Genomic DNA, 17311 nt, shown 5'->3' on the forward strand with positions numbered 1-17311 from the left:
CAAGTGATCACATCTTATATAAAACTTTTACAGTGTGTATCAAAAAAAACCCGTCATTACATATGGCGATACAGCAATGACAGTCTGGGCATGCACTACTTTGGTGCTGGTTCGACCAGGTTTTGATATGGATTGAATACACCGCCAAGCGCGGCCGCGTTACATGCGGCTCGGTGAACGCCAGCGCTTCACCGAGCAGGCGCCCTTCTGCACAGGGGCTTACAAACGCACCGGAATCCCGCGCTCGCGCATGCGCTGTTTGGCTTGCTGCACGGTGTATTCGCCGTAGTGGAAGATGCTGGCGGCCAGCACCGCGTCGGCGCCGCCTTGTTGCACGCCGTCGGCCAGGTGGTCGAGGTTGCCTACGCCGCCCGAGGCGATGACGGGCACGCTCACCGCGTCGGCCACGGCGCGGGTCAGCGCCAGGTCAAAACCGGATTTGGTGCCGTCGCGGTCCATGCTGGTCAAAAGAATTTCGCCCGCGCCGCGCTGCGCCATTTCGGCCGCCCATTGCACGGCGTCCAGGCCCGTGTTTTTGCGGCCGCCGTGGCTGTACACATCCCAGCCATCGCCTACCGGCTTGCCGTCTGCACCCAGGCGCGCTGCGTCTTCGGCCGAGCGGCGCTTGGCGTCGATGGCCACCACGATGCATTGCGCGCCGTATTTGTCGCTGGCAGCGTTGATCACCTCAGGGTTGGCAATGGCTGCCGAGTTGAAGCTGGTTTTGTCTGCGCCGGCATTGAGCAGGCGGCGCACATCTTCCACCGTGCGCACACCGCCGCCCACCGTCAGCGGGATAAAGACCTGGCTCGCCACCGCTTCGATGATGGGCAAGATCAGATCGCGGCCATCGCTGGTGGCGGTGATGTCCAGAAAAGTGAGCTCGTCTGCGCCTTGCGCGTTGTAGCGGGCTGCAATTTCCACCGGGTCGCCGGCATCCCGCAGTTCAACGAAATTGACGCCTTTGACGACGCGGCCACCGGTGACGTCAAGGCAGGGAATGATGCGTTTGGCAAGCATGGAAACTCTCTTGGCAGATGGAAAACGGCGTGGATTGGGCGCCAGGGCAAAACCATACCACGCCGGCCCGCCGCTACGGCGCTGGCGGCAAGAAAAAACCGCTGATACGCGGGCAGCGCTCAGCGGTTGTGACGGTGAAGCCTGGGCAGTTTGGACGGGTGCTCAATGCACGCTGCGACCCATACCGATTTGCCAGCGCCAGACGTCTTCCATCATGCGCTCCATGCCCAGCTGCGGCTCCCAGCCCAGCAGGGTTTGCGCCTGACCAATGTCGGCCCAGCAGTGCGCGGCATCGCCCCGGCGGCGCGGCCCTACGCGGAAAGGCACGGCACGGCCGTTGGCGTGCTCAAAAGCGCGCACCAGGCCCAGCACCGAGGTGGGTTCGCCCGAGCCGATATTGAGCTTGAGCAGGCCCGCATGGCCGCGCAAAAAGCGCAAGGTGGCCACATAGGCGCGCGCCAGGTCCATCACGTGCAGGTAATCACGCACGGCGGTGCCGTCAGGCGTGGGGTAGTCGTTGCCAAAAATACGCAGGCAATCGCGCTTGCCCGCTGCCACTTGTGCCAGATAGGGCGCCACGTGGGTAGACATGCGCGGCGGGTCTTCGGCGATCAGGCCGCTCTCGTGGCAGCCTACGGCGTTGAAGCTGCGCAGCAAGGCCATGCGCCAGCGCTTGGGCGAGGCCTCGTCCAGGCTGCTGAGCACCTGCTCCACCATCAGCGCGGTCTGACCGTAAGGCGTGCTGGCCGACAGCGGCGCGTCTTCGCGCACCGGGCCGGGAGGCGGGTCGCCATAGACGATGGAGGAGGACGAGACGATCAGGTTGCGAATGCCCGCTGCCTGCATCACCCGCAACAGGCCCACAGTGCCGGAGACGTTGTTGTCGTAGTAACGCAGCGGCTCGCGCGCGGCATCGGCCGACGAGGTGAGAAAAGCACTGTGGATCACCGCATCAAAATGCTGCTCGTCAAACAGCTGCTCGAGCATGGCGGTGTCGCGCACATCCGCGTCAATACAGGGCGGCGTGAAGCCCAGAATCTTCTCCAGCCGTTGCAGCACCGAGCGGCGCGAGTTGCTGAAGTTATCCAGGATCAAAAATGGCAGCCCTGCCTCGGCAAGGGCCACACAAAGATGGGAGCCAACATAGCCGGCTCCGCCAGTCACGAGTATCACGGGGTGCTTTCTTACGATCTAGGGGAATGCCAGCCTTGCTTGCTATCAATTCTGACATTCGCTGCAAGCACTATTGTCCAATACAGCGGCAAAGTGCGCAGGGGTCTGCCAGACATCATATGTGCCATGCAGTAACAAATGGCATTTGTTGACATTTATCAAATAAAACTGTCTGGTGCTGCCTGTATGCGGTTTTCGGGCAACAGTGTATGGTGCCCCAGCCGCCCCGGCCCGCTTGCGCTGACACATTTTGTGCGCAAAAAAGCCGCACCAGTTGCAGCCGGTGCGGCTTTGGGCAGACAGTGCAGGTGCTGTACGGGCCTGTCCAGGCTTATGGCTTATGGTTTATTCGCCGCTCAGCTCGTCGGCGCGGTCTTGCGCGGCTTCAAAATCCAGGTCGCCGGTGTAGATGGCGCGGCCGCAGATCACGCCTTCCACGCCTTCGTCTTGCACGGCGCACAGCGCTTCAATATCGGCCATGCCCGAGAGACCGCCCGAGGCGATCACCGGGATCTTGATGGCTTGCGCCAGCTTCACCGTGGCCTCGATGTTGATGCCGGTGAGCATGCCGTCGCGGCCGATGTCGGTGTAGATGATCGATTCCACGCCCCAGTCTTCGAAGCGCTTGGCCGTGTCGATGACCGAGTGGTTGGTGATCTTGCTCCAGCCATCGGTGGCCACCATGCCGTCCTTGGCATCCAGACCGACGATGATGTGGCCGGCAAAGGCGCTGCAAGCGTCTTGCAAAAAGCCGGGGTTCTTGACCGCAGCCGTGCCGATGATGACGTACTGCATGCCGGCGTCGATGTATTTCTCGATCGTGTCCAGATCGCGGATGCCGCCGCCCAGCTGCACCGGCAGCTCGTCGCCAAACTCTTTGAGGATGGCCTTGATCACCGGCAGGTTCTTGGGCTGGCCCGCGAACGCGCCGTTCAGATCGACCAGATGCAGGCGGCGCGCGCCCGCGTCATACCAGCGGCGCGCAACTTCGACCGGGTCTTCGCCGAACGTGGTGGATTGGTCCATATCGCCCTGTTTCAGGCGAACGCAGTGACCGTCCTTCAAATCAATGGCAGGGATGAGCAGCATGGTGTTTCGCTGGCAGTGAGAAGTTCAACAAAAAAGGGTTAAGGGTTCCAGTGCAGAAAATTGCGGTACAGGGCCAGGCCCTGGTCGGCGCTCTTTTCTGGGTGGAATTGTGTCGCAAAAATATTATCGCGGCCAATGGCGCAAGCAAAGCGCTCGCCGTACTCGGCCGTGCCCAGGCAATGCGCTTGCTCAGACGGCTCGGCATAAAAACTGTGCACAAAGTAGAAATACGATTCGTCGGGCACGCCCTGCCACACCGGGTGCAGCTGGCCGCCTGCGCCTTGCTGGCGCACCTGGTTCCAGCCCATTTGCGGCACTTTGTAGCGGCTGCCATCGGCCTGCTTGCGGCCTTGGAGCTGGAATTTCTTCACCTGCCCGGCGATCAGGCCCAGGCCTTGCGTGTTGCCCTCTTCGCTGTGGTCAAGCAGCATTTGCATGCCCACGCACACGCCAAACAGCGGCTTGTTGCGCGCAGCTTCCAGCACGCTTTCCTGCAGGCCCGAGGCTTGCAGCTCTGCCATGCAATCGCGGATGGCGCCTTGCCCGGGCAGCACGATGCGCGTGGCCTGGCGCACCACTTCGGGCTCCGAGGTGACCACCACTTGCACGGCCGTACCCGCTGCGGCCGCTTGCACCGCCTGCGATACCGAGCGCAGATTGCCCATGCCGTAATCGACCACCGCCACGGTGTTCTTGCTTGAATTCATTGCAGCTTAGCCTGTTGATAGGAGCAGATTTTATAAACCATCGGCGGCCGACGCCAGCCGCCAGCGACCCACGTTTACAGTGCGCCCTTGGTCGACGGAATCACGCCAGCCATGCGCTCGTCGTGCTCCAGCGCAAAACGCAGGGCGCGCGCAAAAGCCTTGAAAATGGTTTCGCACTGGTGGTGGGCATTGAAGCCCTTGAGGTTGTCGATGTGCAGCGTAACGCCGGCATGGTTGACGAAGCCTTGGAAGAACTCGTAGACCAGTTGGGTGTCGAGCTGGCCGATGCTGCCGGCGGTGAACTTGACGTCCATGTGCAGGCCGGGGCGGCCGGAGAAATCGATCACCACGCGGCTGAGCGCCTCGTCCAGCGGCACATAGGCGTGGCCGTAGCGGCGGATGCCTTTTTTGTCGCCCACGGCTTTGGCAAAGGCCTGGCCGAGGGTGATGCCGATGTCTTCGACCGTGTGGTGGCCGTCGATGTGCAGATCGCCAGCGCATTCAATATCCAGATCGATCAAGCCGTGGCGGGCAATCTGGTCGAGCATGTGGTCGAGAAAGCCGATGCCCGAGTTCAGGCTGGCCTTGCCCGTGCCGTCGAGGTTCACGCGCACGGCAATGCGCGTTTCCGCCGTGTTGCGCTTGACTTCGGCCGTGCGCGGCAGCGGCGCGGCCGCCTTGGTTACCAGATTGTTCATACAGACTCCTTCAAGGCCGCCAGCATTTGGGCGTTTTCTTCGCGGGTGCCCACGGTCAGGCGCAGGCAGTTGTTGAGCAGCGGGTGCATGGCCGAGACGTTTTTCACCAGCACGCCACGGGCTTTCATGTCGGCTTGCGCCTTGGCCGCATCGGCCACGCGCAGCAACACCATATTGGCCTCGGAAGGCCAGACTTTTTCGACCCCGGCAATGGCTTGCAGCGCATCGACCAGCGGCTGGCGCTCGGCACGGATAGCAGCAGCCTGCTCGGCATACAGCGCCTCGTGCTCCAGCGCAAAAATGGCGGTTTCGCAGTTGAGCACGCTGATGTTGTACGGCGGACGCACCTTGTCCAGCTCGTTGACGATGACGGCCGGGCCGATCAGATAACCGAGACGCGCACCCGCCAGACCAAACTTGCTCAGCGTGCGCATCAGCAGCACATGGGCGTTGCGCTCAGGCTCGGCCTGCATGCGCTGGATCCAGCTGCGGCTGGCAAAAGGCTGGTAAGCCTCGTCCATCACCACCAGGCCGCCCACTTGGGCCACTGCGTCAATCACGGCCTGCACCTTGTCTTCGGCCCAGAGCGTGGCCGTGGGGTTGTTCGGGTAGGCGATGTAAGTGATGGCCGGTTTTTGCTCGGCAATCGCCGCTTGCATGGCGGGCACATCCAGATCGAAATCTGCCGACAGGTTGACGCCAACAAAATCCAGCCCTTGCAGCTTGGCCGACAGCGGGTACATCACAAAGCCGGGCATGGGCGCGAGCATCTTGGCGCGGCCGGCTTCGTTGGGCTGCGCGGTGGCCAGCGCCAGCAAGGTGATGATCTCGTCCGAGCCATTGCCCAGCAACACGGCCGAGCCAGCGGGCGCGCCGGCGTAATCGGCCAGCATCTTTTTGAGCACTTCGAGGCGCTCGCCCGGGTAGCGGTTGATCTCCAGCGCGCCCAAACGCTCGCCCAGCTTGCGCTGCAGCTCGGCGGACAGGCGGTAGGGGTTCTCCATCGTGTCCATCTTCAGCAGGCCTTGCGAGGCCTGCACGTGGTAGCCCTGCATGGCGCGTACATCGGCGCGAATGCGTTGCAAAGCCTTGGAGGAAATGTCTGTAACAGTCATGGTTTTCACTCTTCTTTCACGCGGGGCGGGCTGGGGCCAATGGCAGCGGCTGCGGCGGCCTCAAGCCTCGAGATTTTGTGGGGCCGCCTGTTGCAACGGGTGGATCACCGTTACCCCACCGTACTCGGCGCCGTGCGGCAAGTGCAGGCTCAGCATCTGGATGCAGCCGCTGTGCTGGGCACAGGCGACGGCCAGGCAATCGCCAAAATCCAGCGCATGGCGCGCTTGCACGGCCCAGGCGGTTTCCAGTGTGGCGGCATCGGTTTTCCACGGCGTCCAGGTTTGGTAGCGGCGGATGGCAGCCCGCGCATCGCCTTGCGGCATAGGGTTGGCGGCGGTAGTGACCTGGTCGTAAAACTCGACCAGCGCCTGGTTGCCGGTGCGCCCGCTGCGGGTGCGCCACAGCACATCGAGCCAGGCCAGCGTGGCCTGGTACAGCTCGCCAGCGGCCACATCTTCGGATGCGATCAGCACCGAGGTATCAACAAATACCGTGCTCATGGCGTCTCCTTGCCGGCAGCACTGGCCACGCGTTTGGCGCGCGCCGAGCGCACGGCTTTTGGCGGCGCTGCCAACGCGGCACTGCCTTGCCAGCTGCGCTCGTCGGTGCGCCAAGCCAGGTAGGCGCGCTCGTAGGTGTCTTCGCGCTGCTTCATCTCGGCCATGAAATCGCCCACCATGCGCGAGACGCTGGTGCCGCGGCGCGCAGCCTCGACCCGCGCCCATTCCAGCACGCTGTCTTCGACGGTAATGGTGAGATTCTTCATGCGATGGATTTTACACGAATTTCGTGGAACACGAAATTCGTGTCAATAACCCCGGGTGTTGCGCGGCGTCAGCCCTGCTGATTGAATTTAACAATCTTGCGAATCTGCTCTATATACTGGCTCGTCAGCCATTTTCGCGCCCGGTCGCCACCAACTGCGGTGGGCTGCGCGAATAGCCACCCGGATCGATGGGTAGAAAGACAATACGCATGCAATGGCTTTTCATGGTGATCGGAGGGATTCTCGGCCTCGCGCTGGGCGACAGCCCGGTGCTTGGAGCCGTGGCGGGCCTGGCGCTGGGCCAGGCTTTGGCGCTGCAGCAGCTGCAAAACGAGAACCACAGCCTGCGCGAAGAACTGGCCCAACTCAGCCGACAGCTGGACACCCAGATCAAAGATGTGCTGCGCCGCATGGGCCGCGCCAGCGTTGAATCTTCTGCTGACACGGCCAGAGCGGATACTGCAGCCGTCCCACCGGCAGCGTTTCCAGCTGCAGCGCCCCAAACCCCTGCTCCGGAAGCGCCCGCAGAGCCAGCCAATATCTTTGCGCCCAGCGGCTTGGATGGCCTGCAGCCACCACCGCAGCACCCACCTCTCGCGCCGCCAGCCCCGGTTGCCGCGCCAAGCCCGGTCCTGCCTGCCATTCCCGCCGTTCCGGCCATGGCCGCAGCACAGCCCATCGATCTGTGGAGCACCACGGCGCCTGCCACTGAACCCGCAACAGAGCCTGTCACAGCGCCCGCCAGCGCCGATTCGGCCATGCAGTGGGACCCTGGGCTGGAAGCGGAGCTGAACGCCGCCTCCCAAGCACAAACACAAGCCCAAGAGGCTGAATATGCCCCGCGCCAGACGCACTACGAAGCGCCGCCGCAAGAACCGTCGCTTCTGGAGCGTGGCTTCAACGCTGCCAAGAACTGGCTTTTCGGTGGCAACACGGTGCTGCGCATGGGCGCGGTGCTGCTGTTCATCGGCCTGGCTTTCTTGCTGCGCTACGCCTCTGAGCGTGTAGCTGTGCCGGTGGAGTTCCGCTACATGGGCGTGGCGCTGGCCGCGCTGGTGCTGCTGGTGATTGGCTGGCGCTTGCGCGAAAAGCGCAGCGCCTACGGGCTGATACTGCAAGGCACAGGCATAGCCGTGCTGTACCTCACCATCTTTGCCGCGCTGCGCCTGCACCCGCTGATCTCGCCACTGGCCGCTTTCGGCATGCTGGTGGTGGTGACGGTGTGCCTCGCCATCCTCGCGGTTTTGCAAAACGCAGTCAGCTTGGCGGTGGCGGCTGTGCTTGGTGGTTTTGCGGCGCCCATCCTCACCTCCAGCGGCAGTGGCAACCATGTGGCCTTGTTCAGCTATTTCGCGCTGCTGAACGCTGGCATTTTTGCCATCGCCTGGTACCGCGCCTGGCGTCTGCTGAACCTGGTGGGCTTTATCGGCACCTTCGGCATTGGTTGCGCTTGGGGGCTGCGCTCGTACAAGCCTGGCCTGTTCGCCAGCACCGAGCCGTTTCTCGTGCTGTTCTTCCTGATGTATGTCGGCATTGGCCTGCTGTTTGCGCGGCGCAAATTGCTCGATGCCCAGCGTGCGCCTCAAGAGCGCAAAGCGTTGCTGCGCTGGTCGGCCAAGCAAGCCGATTACATCGATGCGACCTTGCTGTTCGGCCCGCCCATCATCGGCTTTGGCCTGCAGTGCGCCGTGGTGCAACACATCGAATACGGCATGGCTTTCAGCGCCTTGGCGCTGGGCCTGTTCTACATGGTGCTGGCCCGCGTGGTGCACGGCAGCGCCAATGCGCGCAATACCAGTTTGTTGATGGAAGTGTTTCTGGCGCTGGGCGTGATCTTTGGCACGCTGGCCATTCCGCTGGCTTTCGATGCACAGTGGACCTCGGCCGCCTGGGCCGTGGAAGGCGCCGGCCTGTACTGGCTGGGCCTGCGCCAGCGGCGCCGCGTGGCGCGTTTGTTCGCCCTGTTCTTGCAAGCGGCTGCGGCCGTGGCTTTCCTCAGCCAAATCAAACTGGGCACGCAGACGGTGCTCGACGGCTCGCCGCTGGGCGCGCTGATGTTGGGCGCCGCCTTCTTGTTCAGCTTTATGCAATTGCGCGCCTCAGACGACGAGCAACTGGCCGATCTGGAGCTGCTGTGGCTGCCGCCGCTGGCTTGCATTGGCCTGGCGTTTTTGTATTTGATTGCGCCGCTCACTTTGGGCGTCAACAACACCGCCATGGCCTGGGCCATCGCCGGCGTGGCCACGCTGTTTGCCGGCCTGCGTTTGTACTCGCGCAGCTTTGTGTTGTGCGCGTTTGCCATCCAGTTGCTGGGCGCTGCCTTGTTCCTGCTGAATCTGCGCCTGGGCGATAGCAATGCCGCCGTTTTCAGCGCTGGCTGGCAAGGTTTGGCAACCGCCATGCTCATTGGCGTGGCACTGATAGCCGGCATGCTGATCGCCGTGCGCGAGCCGCTGGTGCAAGACAACCCGCAGCTGCTGCACGGGCTGAACCTCGCGCTGCTGATCGGCCTGGTGTTCATCAACCTTGCCGTGCTGTTTGTTCTGCCTTGGCGCACAGCCAGTGCGGTCTGGGCTGCCAGCGGCTTGCTCATACTTTGGCTCGGCCTGCAACTGCGGCAAAGCCTGGCTTTCTACTTTGGCCTGGCATTGCAAGTGGTGGGTGGCGTGGCTTTCATTGGCGCCTTCGGGCCAGCGCTGCTGGGCTCGCTGAGCGGCGAAGGCTTGCGCCCGCTGGCGCACAGCGGCTTCTGGACGCCAGCGCTGCTGGCCTTGGCGGCTTTGGTTGGCGCCTGGCGCTTGCAACGCGCCAGCCAGCACGAGAGCGACATGGGCTCCGCCATTGCGCCACTGTCCACCTTGCTGCTGGTGTGGGGCGCGGCGTGGTGGGCATTTGCAGCGGCCAGCGAGACCATCCGCTTTGTTCCGGCAGCGCTGCGCACCTCGGTGGCGCTGGGCGTTATCGCCCTCAGCATCGGCTTGTGGAGCTGGCTGGCCCAGCGTGAACGTTGGCAAGCCCTGGCAACGCTTTGCCTGCTGCTCACGCCTTGCGCGGCGCTGGCTTTGGTCAGCACCTGGCACTGGGATTACCAGCCGCTCGCCAATTTCGGCTGGGTAGCTTGGCCGCTGCTGTTTGCCGTGCATCTGGCATCGCTGCGCACGCTGGCGCCGCTGCTGCCGGGCAAGCTGCTCAGTGCGGCGCACATTCTGGGTTGCTGGCTGCTGCTCGCCGTGCTGGCGCTGGAGCTGCGTTACCTGTTTGCACTGCTGGCCGAGCACTACAACGCCTGGCGCTGGCTGGGTTGGGCCCTGGTGCCCAGCGCTTACCTGCTGCTGGTCAGCAGCCGCTGGCCATTGCCGTGGCCGGTGCGCGATTTTGGCCACGAATACCGCCGCGACGCAGCCGTCCCGGTGGCCCTGCTCATGCTGGCCTGGTTCTGGCTGGCCAATGCCTTCAGCAATGGCGCAGCCGAGCCGCTGCCTTACATCCCCTTGGTCAACCCGCTGGAGATCGGCCTGTTCATCGTGCTGTTTGCGCTCTACCGCTGGGGCCAGTACTGCCTGGTGCCCGAAGCCTTCAACCCGCAGACCACGAAAACCGGCCTGCAAGGGCTGCTAGGTTTGTCGCTCTTCGCCTTGCTGACCATGGCTGTCTGCCGCGCTGCCCACCATTTGTTTGGCGTGCCGTTCCGCTTCAATGCACTGGGCAGCTCCATGCTGGTGCAAGCCGGCCTGTCGCTGTTGTGGACGCTGCTCGCCTTGGCTTTGATGGTGGCAGGCACGCGCCTGAAGCAGCGCAATCTGTGGTTCAGCGGCGGCATTCTGGTGGGCATTGTGGTGGTGAAAATGTTCTTCATCGAGCTGGGCAACAGCGGCAGCCTGGAGCGCATCATTTCTTTCATCGGCGTGGGCGTGCTACTGCTTGTGGTGGGCTATTTCTCGCCCCTGCCGCCGCGCCGCAGCGAGGCCGAAACGGAGACTTTGGCATGAGCCATTTTTTCTCAGCGCAGTGGGCGCTAGCGCTGCTGCTGGGCGCACTGGCCGCCAGCAGCCAAGCGCAGGATGCAGCGGCTGACTTTTCCCAAAAACTGCCGCTGAACCTGGCCGGCAATGGGCCTTGGTACCAGCTCAATATCGGCATGCCGGTACAGCTGGGCGCCGCCCATGCCGACCTGCGCGATCTGCGCGTGTTCGACGCCCAAGGCAAAGCCCAGCCCTACGCTTTGCTGCGCACACCGGCGCAACAAAACACCAGCACCGAGCACGCTGCCGAAGTGCGCCTGTTCCCGCTGCGCCGCCCGGTGCAGGCGGGCGCGCCGCAGGCTGACATCCGCATCCAGCAAAACGGCACTGTGGTCGAGGTGCATACGCCGGGCAACAACACCACAAGCGATGCGCCCCAGCTCCATGGCTGGTTGCTCGATGCCAGCAAGCTCGACTTTCCGCTGGAGCGCCTGCAGCTCGACTGGACGAGCGGCGAGGAAGGCTTCCAAAGCTTCAGCATCGAGGCCAGCGACGATCTGCAGCAGTGGCAAAGTTGGGGCCGCGGCCAGATGGCGCGCCTGGCGTTTGAGGGCCAGCAGCTCGACGTGAGCGAGGTGAAACTGCCTGCACGCCGCGCCAAATACCTGCGCCTGCTCTGGCCGGCCAACAGCCCGGCAGCGGCACTGAAAAGCGCACGCTTGCTGGGCAGCACCCGCAGCAACGCGGCGGCGCCGCTGATCTGGTCCGAGCCGCTGCCTGGCCGGCAAGAGAAGAGCGGCGAGTTCCAGTGGCAGTTGCCGCAAGCACTGCCGCTGCAAAAGATTCGCTTTGAGCTGGCGCCCGAGCTGAAACACATCGTCGTGCCGGTCGAGCTGTCGGGCCGCAACACTGCAATTGCCCGCTCGCAACGCGAGGCACAAATCTGGCGCCCGTTGGCCCGCGGGGTGCTGTACCGTTTGCCGCAAGACGGGCGCGAAGTGCAAGTGGACGAGCTGGAGATTCCCTACCCGCAAGCCGTGCAAGAGCTGCGGCTGCGCGTAGACAGCCGAGGCAGCGGCCTGGGCAACAACGCGCCCAGCATCCGCGTGGGCATGAACGGCAGCCAGATCGTTTTTTTGGCGCAAGGCAATGCACCCTACCAACTGGCTTTTGGCAACGCCAAGGCGCAGGCAGCGCAGTTGCCGTTAACCGTGTTGATCCCCGGCTACGTGGAAGGCCAGCAAACCTTTGGCCAAGCCACGCTGGCCGCAGTGCCGGCAAACGCAGCACCCGCCAGCTCCGCACGCCCAGCAGCCAGCCCACAGCCCACCACGGATTGGAAAAAAATCGGCCTCTGGCTGGTGCTCTTGCTCGGCGTTGGCGCCATCGTCGGCATGGCGATGAGCCTGCTGCGCAAAAAGGCTTAGCGCACCATCAGCTGTCTGCGGTGTACTGCGTGGTGGGCTTGCCCGCTGCCGCAGCGCGGGCCCGCAGTTCTTCGGTGGTATTGCCCGGCCCTTCGGGCACCCAGCCCGGCGGGCGCAGCAAATAGCCAAAGAAAGCACGTACCGAGCGGCAGCCGCGCAGATCGCGGAACAGCTCGATCCAGCGGCCAAATTCGATGTCGATGAAATTGTGCTGCTTGACCGGGTTGACCAGGCCGTAGTTGGGCTGGATGTCGTCGCGCTCGGGGATGTAGGTGCCAAACAGGCGGTCAAAAATGATCACCACGCCGCCATAGTTGCCATCGAGGTATTCCAGGTTGGCGCCATGGTGCACGCGGTGCGCCGAGGGCGTGTTGAAAACCCATTCCAGCGGGCCCAGACGCGGTATCCAGGTGTTGTGCAGAAAGAACTGGTAGAACAGGCTGGCGCTGGTCAGCGCCACCACCAGCGTTGGCGGCACGCCCAGCAGCGGCGCGGGCGCATAGAACAGCGGTATGCCGGTGATGTTCATCGTAAAACCAAAGCGCCCGGCGGCCGACAGATTGAGCTGTCCCGGCGAATGGTGGACCGAGTGCGAACACCAGAACCAGCGCACGCGGTGCACCGTGCGGTGGTAGCAGTAAAACAAAAACTCCACCACCAAAAACGCCAGCAGCCAGTGCCACCACTGGTCGAAAGCCAGCGTGAAAAAGCGGTATTGGTAGAGCCAGTAGAACAGTACGCCGTAAATCGCCATCGGCAGCAGCAGGCGCATGGGGATCTCGCGCACCACAAAATCGAACAGCGAGATGCCAGCGGCTATCCAGTCATAGCGCTCGCCCCGCCGCCTGGCGAGCAAACTCAGGCCAATGCCTTCCAAAATGGACAGCAGCACCACCAGGAACACGCCCCACTTCATAATCCAAATCAACAGCTCTGCCATAGCCTCTACCGCCCCCTGTGTTTGTCGGCGGCTCGATTTTGCATGAACCAGACCGTGCCACCACGGCATAAACACGCATGGCCGATCAGGGCTCCTGCTGCTTGGCCCGCCTGTGCCATCATGGTGCTTCTTCGTCACCAGATTCCATCGCATGCTTGCCACCCACCCTGAAACAGCTTTGAGCGCCCTGCTGCAGCAACGCCGCCCCTGGACGGTGCTGACAGGCGCAGGCATCAGCACCGGCAGCGGCATCCCCGATTACCGCGACGCCAGCGGCGCCTGGAAGCGCCCGGCACCCGTCAATTTTCAGGATTTCATGGCGCACGAGCACACGCGCCAGCGCTACTGGGCGCGCAGCCTGGTAGGTTGGCCAGTGTTCTCGCAAGCACAACCCAATGCGGCACATGCTGCACTGGCGCAGTTGGAGCAAGCGGGCTGGGTCAAAGCGGTGATCACGCAAAACGTCGATGGCCTGCACCAGCAGGCGGGCAGCCGCAACGTGGTGGATTTGCATGGCCGCTTGGACGAGGTGGTCTGCATGGCTTGCCAGCACATCAGCCCGCGCTCGGCTTTCCAAACCCGCCTGCTGGCCGGCAACCCGGATTGGGGGCAGCACAGCGCCAGCGTGGCACCCGATGGCGATGCCGATCTGACGGGGGTCGATTTTTCGCGCTTTCAGGTACCGCCCTGCCCTTTGTGCGGCGGCATTCTCAAACCCCATGTGGTGTTCTATGGCGAAAACGTGCCGGCGCAGCGCAAGCAATACGCCATGGAGCAATTGGCCGCCAGCCAGGCTTTGCTGGTAGTGGGCAGCTCGCTGATGGTGTTTTCCGGCCTGCGCTTTGTACATGCCGCCCAGCAGCAAGGCTTGCTGGTAGCGGCCATCAACCTGGGCGTAACGCGGGCCGACGCCTTACTTGACTACAAGTTGGAGAAGCCTTGCGCCGAAGCGCTGCAGGACTTGGTGGGCGCGCTGCCAGCAGTTTGAGCGGCCTGCCGCCATGGAAACAAACAGGCCCGGCTAACACCGGGCCTTTGCACACATTTCTCTCAGCAAGCTTAACGCCGGTACTGCGGCGGCTGCGCGTAGGAGCCGCGGTCCGCCGGGAAAGGGTCGGGCGCACCACCGCGTTGCGGCGCCTGGTAACGCCGCGCAGGCTCAGACTCGTCGAGCCGGGTTTCAAACAGCGCCACGCCAATCACGCCGATATTCCGGCTGTCCCCGGCCGGGGTGTTGGCAGCATAGGCATTGCCTTTGCCTGAGAAGCGGAAGGCCGCCACCTCCTGGTTGCTGCGCCGAAAACCGTCGATCGTGATCTTGCTGCCGGGCCGCAAGATATAGCCCATATTGCGCAAGCTGCCCGGCTCGCCATTCATCACATCAAGCCCGTCCACCGTGGCAACCACCTCGTACACCCGGTTGCTGTGGTTGCTCAGCTGCAGTTCGTAGCGCATGCCGCTGTAACCCGCGAGCTGGTAGTTGCCCGCGCCGTCGCGGTAAATGCGCAGAGTTTGGCCGTTGTCGCCAGTGATGCGCCACTCCACATCGCCACGCGCCAGCAAGACGCTCAATTGGCTTTCGGCACGTGCGCCCAAGGCATTGCGAATACTGTTTTCGTCCGAATAGCGCAGCTGCTGCACGTCTTGCGCCTGGTCAGGCGTTACGCGGGTGGCATTGATGGTGTGCACCCGCGATTCGCGCCCTTCGCCCCATTGCGTGCCCAAGGTGGAGCGCACGACGGAGGTTGGCGCAGCGGCTGCCACGCTGGCCGATGTTTCTGCGCTTGGCGACGAATACGGCTGCGGCATCGAGCTACAAGCGCCCAGCACTGCAGCCAAGACCGTGCATGTTGCCAGTTGCCAGATACGGAGGCTTGCCAGCCGGGTTTGCTTTGCCATGTATTACCTCTTTGCAAGATGTTCTGCAGGCAGTGTGCAGCGCCGCCCGCGCCAGGGCGAGCACTAAAACATCTTGAGATACATTCGCTGCGCGCAGCCAACACAGCGCCCAACAGGCACAAAATACCGCGCTCGATGGCGCGGTGGTTGGGGGTGTTTGCGCAAGCTGGGCCAGCGCCTTATTTCAAACGCATCTCCGCAGCACGCGCGTGGCCTTGCAGGCCTTCGCCGTAGGCCAGCACGGCGGCGGTCTTGCCCAAGGTTTGTGCGCCGGCCTCGCTGACTTCGATCAGGCTGCTGCGCTTTTGGAAATCGTAGACACCCAGGGGCGAGCTGAAGCGCGCCGTGCCGCTGGTGGGCAGCACGTGGTTGGGACCGGCGCAGTAGTCGCCCAGCGATTCGCTGGTGTAGGCACCCAGGAAGATGGCGCCAGCGTGCTTGAGCAGCGGCTCCCACTTATGCGGGTCGCGGCTCGATACCTCGAGGTGCTCGGGCGCGATACGGTTGCTGATGGCGCAGGCTTCTTCCATGTCGCGCGTCAGGATCAGCGCGCCGCGGTCCGACAGGCTTTTGGCGATGATGGCTTTGCGCGGCATCTCGGGCAGCAGGCGGTCGATCTCGCGCTGCACGGCTTCGATATACGCGGCATCCGGGCAGAGCAAGATGGCTTGCGCCAGCTCGTCGTGCTCGGCCTGGCTGAACAGGTCCATGGCCACCCATTCGGGCGGCGTGCTGCCATCGGCCAGCACCAGAATCTCGGACGGGCCGGCAATCATGTCGATGCCCACCATGCCGAAAACGCGCTTTTTGGCACTCGCCACATAGGCGTTGCCAGGGCCGGTGATTTTGTCCACCTTGGGGATGGTGGCCGTGCCGTAAGCCAGTGCGGCCACGGCTTGCGCGCCGCCAATGGTGAAAGCGCGGTGCACACCCGCCACAAAGGCAGCGGCCAGCACCAGCTGGTTTTTGGCGCCTTGCGGCGTGGGCACCACCATGATGATGTCGCCCACACCAGCCACCTGCGCGGGGATGGCGTTCATCAACACGCTCGACGGGTAGGCCGCCTTGCCGCCGGGCACGTAGATGCCTACGCGGTCGAGCGGCGTGACTTTCTGGCCCAGCAAGGTGCCGTCTTCGTCGCGGTAGCTCCAGCTTTCGCCGTTGGCCTTTTTCTGTGCCTCGTGGTAGCTGCGCACGCGGCGCGCTGCGGATTCAAGCGCGTTGCGCTGCTCGGCGGGCAAGCCTTCGAATGCGGCTTTGAGTTCTTGCTGGCTCAGCTCCAGCGCACCCAGGCTGTCGGCCTGCAGGCCGTCAAAACGGGCGGTGTACTCGAGCACGGCGGCATCGCCGCGTTTTTGCACATCGGCCAGGATGTCGGCCACGCGCTGCTCGATGGCGGCATCCGTGTCTGCCGACCAATGCAGACGCGCCGCGAAATCATGCTCAAACGAGGCATCGGCGGTTGACAGACGGGCGGGGGCAGCGACGAATTCCATAGGTTTCACCAGGGGTGCAAAGAAAAAGGGTCAGTTGTTTTTGGCGACGCCGGCGGCAAACGCATCGATGATGTGGCGCAGGCGCTGTTGCTTGAGCTTGAGTGCGGCCTGGTTCACCACCAGGTGCGAGCTGATGTCGATGATGTGCTCCACCTCTTTGAGGTGGTTGGCGCGCAAGGTGTTGCCGGTGCTGACCAGGTCGACAATCGCATCGGCCAGGCCGGTGAGCGGCGCCAGCTCCATGCTGCCGTAGAGCTTGATCAGATCGACGTGCACACCCTTCTTGGCGAAAAATTCGCGGGCGATGTGCGGGTACTTGGTGGCAACGCGCAGACGGGCGCCGGGTTTGACGGCCTGCTCGTAATCGAACTCGTTGCGCACGGCCACGCTCACGCGGCACTTGGCAATCTGCAGATCCAGCGGCTGGAACAAGCCACCGCCGCCGTGCTCCAGCAAGGTGTCCTTGCCGGTCACGCCGGCATCGGCACCGCCGTATTGCACATAGGTGGGCACGTCGGAGGCGCGCACCAGCACCACCTGCACATCGGGTTGCGAAGTGGGGAAGATCAGCTTGCGCGATTTTTCCGGGTCTTCGAGCACCTCGATGCCGGCAGCAGCCAGCAGCGGCAGGGTTTCGTCAAAAATGCGGCCTTTGGAGAGGGCCAGCGTGATCATGGGAGACTTGTCCATGGGGCACTTTCGCTGCAAGCGGGGGAAAACGGCGTTTGGCCATTTTTCCACAGGCACCGGCAGCTATAAAAACAATAGTAAATCTTCAGGCCTGCTGCGCGGCCCATTCGGCGGGCGTCAGCGTTTTCATCGACAGGGCGTGCACCTCGTCAGTATGCATTTTCTGGCCCAGCGTGCCGTAGACCAGCTGGTGGCGCTGGATCAGGCGCTTGCCTTCGAAAGCGGGCGAAACGATGGTGGCAAACCAGTGGCGGCCATCGCCTTCAAGCGCGAGGTGGTCGCAGGCCAGGCCGGCTGCGATGATGTTTTTCAGTTCGTCTGCAGTCAT

The 17311-nt window shown here is 63.3% G+C and carries 16 protein-coding genes; 3 read left to right on the forward strand and 13 right to left on the reverse strand.

Annotated elements, in window-relative coordinates; translation table 11 throughout:
• Positions 1-219 precede the first annotated feature (219 nt).
• From hisF to ACFIQF_RS18240, 8 genes are all read right to left on the reverse strand, one after another.
• A complete protein-coding gene (gene hisF, locus ACFIQF_RS18205; RefSeq protein ID WP_393945043.1) occupies positions 220-1020 on the reverse strand; it encodes an imidazole glycerol phosphate synthase subunit HisF in 801 nt (266 codons plus the stop codon).
• Between the two features lie 162 nt (positions 1021-1182).
• Complete coding sequence (galE, locus tag ACFIQF_RS18210) at positions 1183-2193, reverse strand: UDP-glucose 4-epimerase GalE (protein WP_393945045.1); 1011 nt, start codon at positions 2191-2193, stop codon at positions 1183-1185.
• A 345-nt stretch (positions 2194-2538) separates the two neighbouring features.
• Positions 2539-3282 (reverse strand): 1-(5-phosphoribosyl)-5-[(5-phosphoribosylamino)methylideneamino]imidazole-4-carboxamide isomerase, encoded by a 744-nt coding sequence (gene hisA / locus ACFIQF_RS18215; protein WP_393945046.1) that lies wholly within the window; start codon positions 3280-3282, stop codon positions 2539-2541.
• A gap of 38 nt (positions 3283-3320) precedes the next feature.
• Positions 3321-3989: an imidazole glycerol phosphate synthase subunit HisH gene (gene hisH, locus ACFIQF_RS18220; RefSeq protein WP_393945048.1), complete on the reverse strand. Its 669-nt coding sequence runs from the start codon at positions 3987-3989 to the stop codon at positions 3321-3323.
• 74 nt (positions 3990-4063) lie between these two features.
• Positions 4064-4687 carry an imidazoleglycerol-phosphate dehydratase HisB gene (hisB, locus tag ACFIQF_RS18225; RefSeq protein ID WP_393945050.1) on the reverse strand — a complete coding sequence of 208 codons (624 nt, stop codon included), beginning with the start codon at positions 4685-4687 and terminating at the stop codon, positions 4064-4066.
• Positions 4684-5802, reverse strand: a complete 1119-nt coding sequence (gene hisC / locus ACFIQF_RS18230; protein ID WP_393945051.1) for a histidinol-phosphate transaminase — start codon at positions 5800-5802, stop codon at positions 4684-4686. The genes hisB and hisC overlap by 4 nt, the downstream gene beginning before the upstream one ends.
• A 60-nt stretch (positions 5803-5862) precedes the next feature.
• A complete protein-coding gene (locus ACFIQF_RS18235) occupies positions 5863-6303 on the reverse strand; it encodes a PIN domain-containing protein (RefSeq protein WP_393945052.1) in 441 nt (146 codons plus the stop codon).
• Entirely contained in the window at positions 6300-6569 is a 270-nt protein-coding gene (locus ACFIQF_RS18240) for a DUF6364 family protein (RefSeq protein WP_393945054.1), read from the reverse strand. The genes ACFIQF_RS18235 and ACFIQF_RS18240 overlap by 4 nt, the downstream gene beginning before the upstream one ends.
• Before the next feature lie 209 nt (positions 6570-6778).
• Here ACFIQF_RS18240 and ACFIQF_RS18245 point away from each other — a divergent pair, with 209 nt between their 5' ends.
• Together ACFIQF_RS18245 and ACFIQF_RS18250 are read left to right on the forward strand one after the other, a co-directional pair.
• Positions 6779-10558 (forward strand): DUF2339 domain-containing protein, encoded by a 3780-nt coding sequence (locus ACFIQF_RS18245; RefSeq protein WP_393945056.1) that lies wholly within the window; start codon positions 6779-6781, stop codon positions 10556-10558.
• Positions 10555-11958, forward strand: a complete 1404-nt coding sequence (locus ACFIQF_RS18250; protein ID WP_393945057.1) for a DUF3999 domain-containing protein — start codon at positions 10555-10557, stop codon at positions 11956-11958. The genes ACFIQF_RS18245 and ACFIQF_RS18250 overlap by 4 nt, the downstream gene beginning before the upstream one ends.
• 7 nt (positions 11959-11965) lie before the next feature.
• Here ACFIQF_RS18250 and ACFIQF_RS18255 read toward each other — a convergent pair whose 3' ends face one another.
• Positions 11966-12874 carry a sterol desaturase family protein gene (locus tag ACFIQF_RS18255; protein WP_393945058.1) on the reverse strand — a complete coding sequence of 303 codons (909 nt, stop codon included), beginning with the start codon at positions 12872-12874 and terminating at the stop codon, positions 11966-11968.
• Positions 12875-13049: 175 nt separating this feature from the next.
• On the opposite strand from ACFIQF_RS18255, the gene ACFIQF_RS18260 reads away from it, so the two are divergent.
• The gene (locus tag ACFIQF_RS18260) at positions 13050-13886 is read left to right on the forward strand and encodes an NAD-dependent protein deacetylase (RefSeq protein WP_393945060.1); all 837 of its coding nucleotides are present in this window, start codon (positions 13050-13052) and stop codon (positions 13884-13886) included.
• A 71-nt stretch (positions 13887-13957) separates the two neighbouring features.
• Here ACFIQF_RS18260 and ACFIQF_RS18265 read toward each other — a convergent pair whose 3' ends face one another.
• The 4 genes from ACFIQF_RS18265 to ACFIQF_RS18280 form a co-directional block, all read right to left on the reverse strand.
• Entirely contained in the window at positions 13958-14797 is an 840-nt protein-coding gene (locus tag ACFIQF_RS18265) for a hypothetical protein (protein ID WP_393945062.1), read from the reverse strand.
• Between the two features lie 179 nt (positions 14798-14976).
• Positions 14977-16293, reverse strand: a complete 1317-nt coding sequence (gene hisD, locus ACFIQF_RS18270; RefSeq protein ID WP_393945064.1) for a histidinol dehydrogenase — start codon at positions 16291-16293, stop codon at positions 14977-14979.
• Between the two features lie 30 nt (positions 16294-16323).
• Positions 16324-16968, reverse strand: a complete 645-nt coding sequence (gene hisG / locus ACFIQF_RS18275) for an ATP phosphoribosyltransferase (RefSeq protein ID WP_393945114.1) — start codon at positions 16966-16968, stop codon at positions 16324-16326.
• Positions 16969-17068: 100 nt separating this feature from the next.
• Positions 17069-17311 carry a BolA family protein gene (locus tag ACFIQF_RS18280; protein ID WP_393945066.1) on the reverse strand — a complete coding sequence of 81 codons (243 nt, stop codon included), beginning with the start codon at positions 17309-17311 and terminating at the stop codon, positions 17069-17071.

It is taken from the genome of Comamonas trifloxystrobinivorans, from assembly GCF_043359985.1.
GTDB lineage: Bacteria > Pseudomonadota > Gammaproteobacteria > Burkholderiales > Burkholderiaceae_C > Comamonas > Comamonas trifloxystrobinivorans.